Annotated in this window: 5 protein-coding genes; 3 read left to right on the plus strand and 2 right to left on the minus strand. The window is 70.8% G+C overall.

The genetic code is table 11. From position 1 onward, the window contains the following. Positions 1 to 917 (plus strand): amidase family protein (locus ACFU99_RS34830; protein WP_384399943.1); only part of this gene is annotated, 917 nt, incomplete at its 5' end. Between the two features lie 90 nt (positions 918 to 1,007). Here the strand turns inward: ACFU99_RS34830 and ACFU99_RS34835 are convergent. Next, positions 1,008 to 1,256: a hypothetical protein gene (locus ACFU99_RS34835; protein WP_384399946.1), complete on the minus strand. Its 249-nt coding sequence runs from the start codon at positions 1,254 to 1,256 to the stop codon at positions 1,008 to 1,010. Positions 1,257 to 1,261: 5 nt separating this feature from the next. Next, positions 1,262 to 1,990, minus strand: coding sequence for a FadR/GntR family transcriptional regulator (locus tag ACFU99_RS34840; protein ID WP_384399949.1), 729 nt, complete (start codon positions 1,988 to 1,990; stop codon positions 1,262 to 1,264). Between the two features lie 191 nt (positions 1,991 to 2,181). Here ACFU99_RS34840 and ACFU99_RS34845 point away from each other — a divergent pair, with 191 nt between their 5' ends. Together ACFU99_RS34845 and ACFU99_RS34850 are read left to right on the plus strand one after the other, a co-directional pair. Further along, positions 2,182 to 2,703 (plus strand): gluconokinase, encoded by a 522-nt coding sequence (locus tag ACFU99_RS34845; RefSeq protein ID WP_384399952.1) that lies wholly within the window; start codon positions 2,182 to 2,184, stop codon positions 2,701 to 2,703. A gap of 109 nt (positions 2,704 to 2,812) precedes the next feature. Continuing rightward, positions 2,813 to 4,210, plus strand: coding sequence for a GntP family permease (locus ACFU99_RS34850; protein ID WP_384399955.1), 1,398 nt, complete (start codon positions 2,813 to 2,815; stop codon positions 4,208 to 4,210). Positions 4,211 to 4,359 lie beyond the last annotated feature (149 nt).

The following is a 4,359-nucleotide window of genomic DNA, read 5'->3' on the forward strand; positions in this document are numbered from 1 at the left end:
GCTCGGACGGCGCCGGGTCCGTCCGTATCCCGGCGGGCTGGACCAACCTGGTCGGCGTCAAACCGCAGCGCGGCCGGATATCGACCTGGCCGGAACCTGAATCGTTCCGCGGCATCACCTGCTTCGGCCCGCTCGCCCGCACGGTCGCCGACGCAGCCCTCCTCCTGCACGTCGTGAGCGGCCGGCACCCCGGTGACCGGCACATTCCGCCCGCCGTGGACGTCCGCTCCGCGGTCACGCGCGACCCGGGGCGGCTGCGGATCGCACTGTCCTTCCGGCCCGCCTTCGCGGCGGTACGCCACCGGCTCGACCCGGCCGTACGGGCGCGAGTGCTGGACGTCGCGGAGCGGCTGGCCGCGCTCGGGCACGAGGTGGCGGAGGCGGATCCGCGGTACGGGCCGATCGGGCTGACCTTCGTGCCGCGCTCGACCGCGGGCGTACGGGAGTGGGCGGGGCGGGTGCCGCAGGCGCGGCTGCTGGATCCGCGTACGCGCGCCAACGCCCGTAACGGGCTGCTCCTCGGCGGCGGGGTGCAGCGGTTGGCGCGGGCGGCGGAGGACCCGTTGCGGCGCAGGGTCGGGGAGATCTTCCGGCGGTACGACGTGGTGCTGACGCCGACGACGGCCGCGCCGCCGCTGCGGGTCGGGGCCCTGTCCGGGCTCGGCAGCTGGCGTACGGACGAGGCGATGATCACGGCGTGCCCGTACAACTGGCCGTGGAACGTGCTGGGCTGGCCTGGCGTCAGCGTGCCCGCCGGGTTCGTACGGGCGGCGGGGGGTGGTGAGGAGTTGCCGGTCGGCGCGCAGTTCCTCGGCCCGGCGGACAGTGAACCCCTGCTGATCTCGCTCGCGGCCCAACTGGAGGCGGATCAGCGGTGGTACGAGCGGTGGCCGCCGGGGTGTGGGGCCAGGACGTAGAGCCCCTTGCGCAGAGCCCCTTGTGCCGAGCCCCTTGCGCAGGGCCCTTTACGTCGAACCCCTTACGTCGAACCCCTTGCGTCGAACCCCTTACGTCGAGCCCTCGCGCTCCGCTACGGACCGCGTGAAAAGCGCCCAATCCTCCCCCGCCAATGGGGTCATGACGGCACGCCAGCCCTCCGCCGCCTCCGCCCCGGCCGCGCCCACCGCCTCCGTCAGCGCCTCGGCGAACAGCTCGCGCTGCCGCTCGTGCAGCTCGCGTTCCAGCTCCTCGCCGCGCGTCGTGAGGTGCAGTTCCTTGCGTCGGCGGTCGTCCCCTCCGGGCGCTACGCGCACCATCTCCACTACGGAGCGAGCACGTCCAACTCGGCCATGGCCCCGACCGTGATCTCGCGCGTCAGCTCCTCCGCACGGGCGGCGTCGCGTTCCCGTACGGCCTCGGCGACGCGGACATGCAGGGTGACGGCGGCCGGGTCCGGGTCCGTGAACATCACGTGGTGGTGGGTGCGCCCGGTGAGAACCTCGGCCACGACGTCGCCGAGGCGGGCGAACATCTCGTTGCCGGACGCGTTGAGGACCACCCGGTGAAAGGCGGTGTCGTGCACGAGGTAGGCGTCGAGCTGCTGGCCGCGCGAGGTCTCCACCATGCCGAGCGCGTGCCGTGTGAGCGCCGCGCACTGCTCGGGGGTGGCGAGGGCGGCGGCGAGGCCGGCCGCGACGGGTTCCACGGCGGAGCGCAGCACGGTGAGTGAGCGGAGCTGCCGCGGCCGGTCGGCCCCGGCCAGCCGCCAGCGGATGACCTGCGGGTCGTAGACGTTCCACTCCTCGGTGGGGCGTACGGTCACGCCGACCCGGCGCCGCGAGGCGACCAGGTGCATGGACTCCAGGACGCGGATCGCCTCCCGTATGACGGTCCGGGAGACGTCGAAGCGCCGCTCCAGCTCGTCCGTGCGCAGGACCGTGCCCGGCGGGTACTCGCCCGCGGTGATCGCGGGGCCGAGGCTGGAGAGCACGCGTTCGTGCAGCCCGCGCATCCCCTGCGTACTACCAGGCGGTATCCCCTGCGTGTCCATGTGCTCAGCCTACGGGCCGCTTCGTATGCGGCCCCGGCGGAATATTAAGTATGACGTTTGCGTCACAAGCTCTTGAATACGTCGTACGTATGGGTTTCAGTGAGGCGACGTACGACGTACGGATGTCGTTGCGAGGCCGTACCGATGTCAGCGAAGACAGCGCACACAGCACAGCGGACAGTGAGGTCCACATGAGCACCCGCACCCCCCACGTGGTTGTCGTGATGGGAGTGGCCGGCACCGGGAAGACCACGATCGGCCCCCTGGTGGCGGCCGAGCTCGGGGTGCCCTACGCCGAAGGCGACGACTTCCACCCGCCCGCCAACATCGCCAAGATGTCGGCCGGCACCCCCCTGGACGACGACGACCGCTGGCCGTGGCTCGACGCGATCGGCGCGTGGGCGCACCGCCGGGCGGGGCAGGGCGGCGTGGTGAGCAGTTCCGCCCTCAAGCGCGCGTACCGCGACCGGCTGCGGGCCGCCGCCCCCGATGTCGTCTTCCTCCACCTCACGGGCGACCGCGAACTGATCGAGAGCCGGATGGCGGAGCGCAAGGGGCATTTCATGCCGACGGCGCTGCTGGATTCGCAGTTCGCCACGTTGCAGCCGCTGGGGGCGGATGAGGCGGGTGTGGCGGTGGATGTGGCCGGTACGCCGGAGGAGATCGCGGAACGGGCGGCGGGGGCGCTGCGGTCCATGGCTGTAGCCGGATAGCACCGAACCGATGGCAGGGGCCGGGAGCGAACCGTCCCCCAGCTGGATCAGAACGACCTATAGACAGATAGACAGACAGATAGACAGATAGAAAGACGTTAGGAACGCCGTGACTCATCTCAGCGTCGAGATGCTGGCAGTGGACGCAGCGGCGCCGATCACCTCGGCAGGCCACGCGCAGCTGGGCATCGCCGTACTGGCCGGAATCGCGGCCATCGTCCTGCTGATCACCAAGTTCAAGCTGCACGCCTTCCTCTCCCTGACCATCGGCTCGCTGGTGCTGGGGGCGGTGGCGGGCGCGCCGCTGGACAAGGCGATCGCCGGATTCACGACGGGCATCGGCTCCACGGTCGCGGGTACGGGCGTCCTCATCGCGCTGGGCGCGATCCTGGGCAAGCTGCTGGCGGACTCCGGGGGCGCGGACCAGATCGTCGACACGATCCTCGCGAAGTCGAGCGGGCGCGCGCTGCCCTGGGCGATGGTGCTGATCGCGGGCGTCATCGGGCTGCCGCTGTTCTTCGAGGTCGGCATCGTGCTGCTGATCCCGGTGGTGCTGCTGGTGGCCAAACGCGGCAACTACTCGCTGATGCGCATCGGCATTCCCGCGCTCGCGGGCCTGTCGGTCATGCACGGTTTCATTCCGCCGCACCCGGGCCCGCTGGCGGCGATCGACGCCATCGACGCCAACCTCGGCGTGACGCTGGCCCTGGGCGTCATCATCGCCATCCCGACGGCGATCATCGCGGGCCCGGTCTTCGCGCGCTACGCCGCGCGCTGGGTCGACATCACCCCGCCCGAGGGCCTGACTCCGCAGCGCGCCTCGGAGAACCTGGACCGCCGCCCGAGCTTCGGCGCGACGGTCTCGACCGTGCTGCTGCCGGTCGTGCTGATGCTGGCGAAGGCCCTGGTCGACATCGTCGTGGACAACCCGTCGAACCACCTCCAGCGCGTCACCGACGTCGTCGGCTCCCCACTGATCGCGCTGCTCGCCGCCGTGATCGTCGGCATGTTCACCCTCGGCCGCGCGGCGGGCTTCGGCCGCGACCGCATCGCGACGACGGTGGAGAAGTCCCTTGCGCCCATCGCGGGCATCCTGCTGATCGTCGGCGCGGGCGGCGGCTTCAAGCAGACGCTGATCGACGTGGGCGTCGGCGAGATGATCCTGGACATCTCCAAGGACTGGAACATCTCCGCCCTCCTGCTGGCCTGGCTCATCGCCGTGGCCATCCGCCTCGCCACCGGCTCCGCCACCGTCGCCACCATCTCGGCCGCCGGCCTCGTAGCCCCCCTCGCCGCCGACATGTCCACCACCCACACCGCCCTCCTCGTCCTCGCCGTCGGCACCGGCTCCCTCTTCTTCAGCCACGTCAACGACGCGGGCTTCTGGATGGTGAAGGAGTACTTCGGCATGAACGTCGGCCAGACCGTCAAGACGTGGTCCCTGATGGAGACGATCATCTCGGTGGTGGGGATCGTGTTCGTGCTGCTGTTGTCGCTGGTGTTGTAGGGGCGGTACGGGCGTAAAGGGCGTACGGGCGGTACGGGCCGACGCCGACGCGGCCCCGCCGAGAGATCCGCACGGCGGGGCCGGTGGTGTGGCGCATTTATAAGGCGGCCAACAAATCAGTTTTTAAACGGGGTTTGTTGGGGGGGGTT

It is taken from the genome of Streptomyces sp. NPDC057654 (assembly GCF_042800135.1).
In the GTDB taxonomy this organism is placed as follows: Bacteria; Actinomycetota; Actinomycetes; order Streptomycetales; family Streptomycetaceae; genus Streptomyces.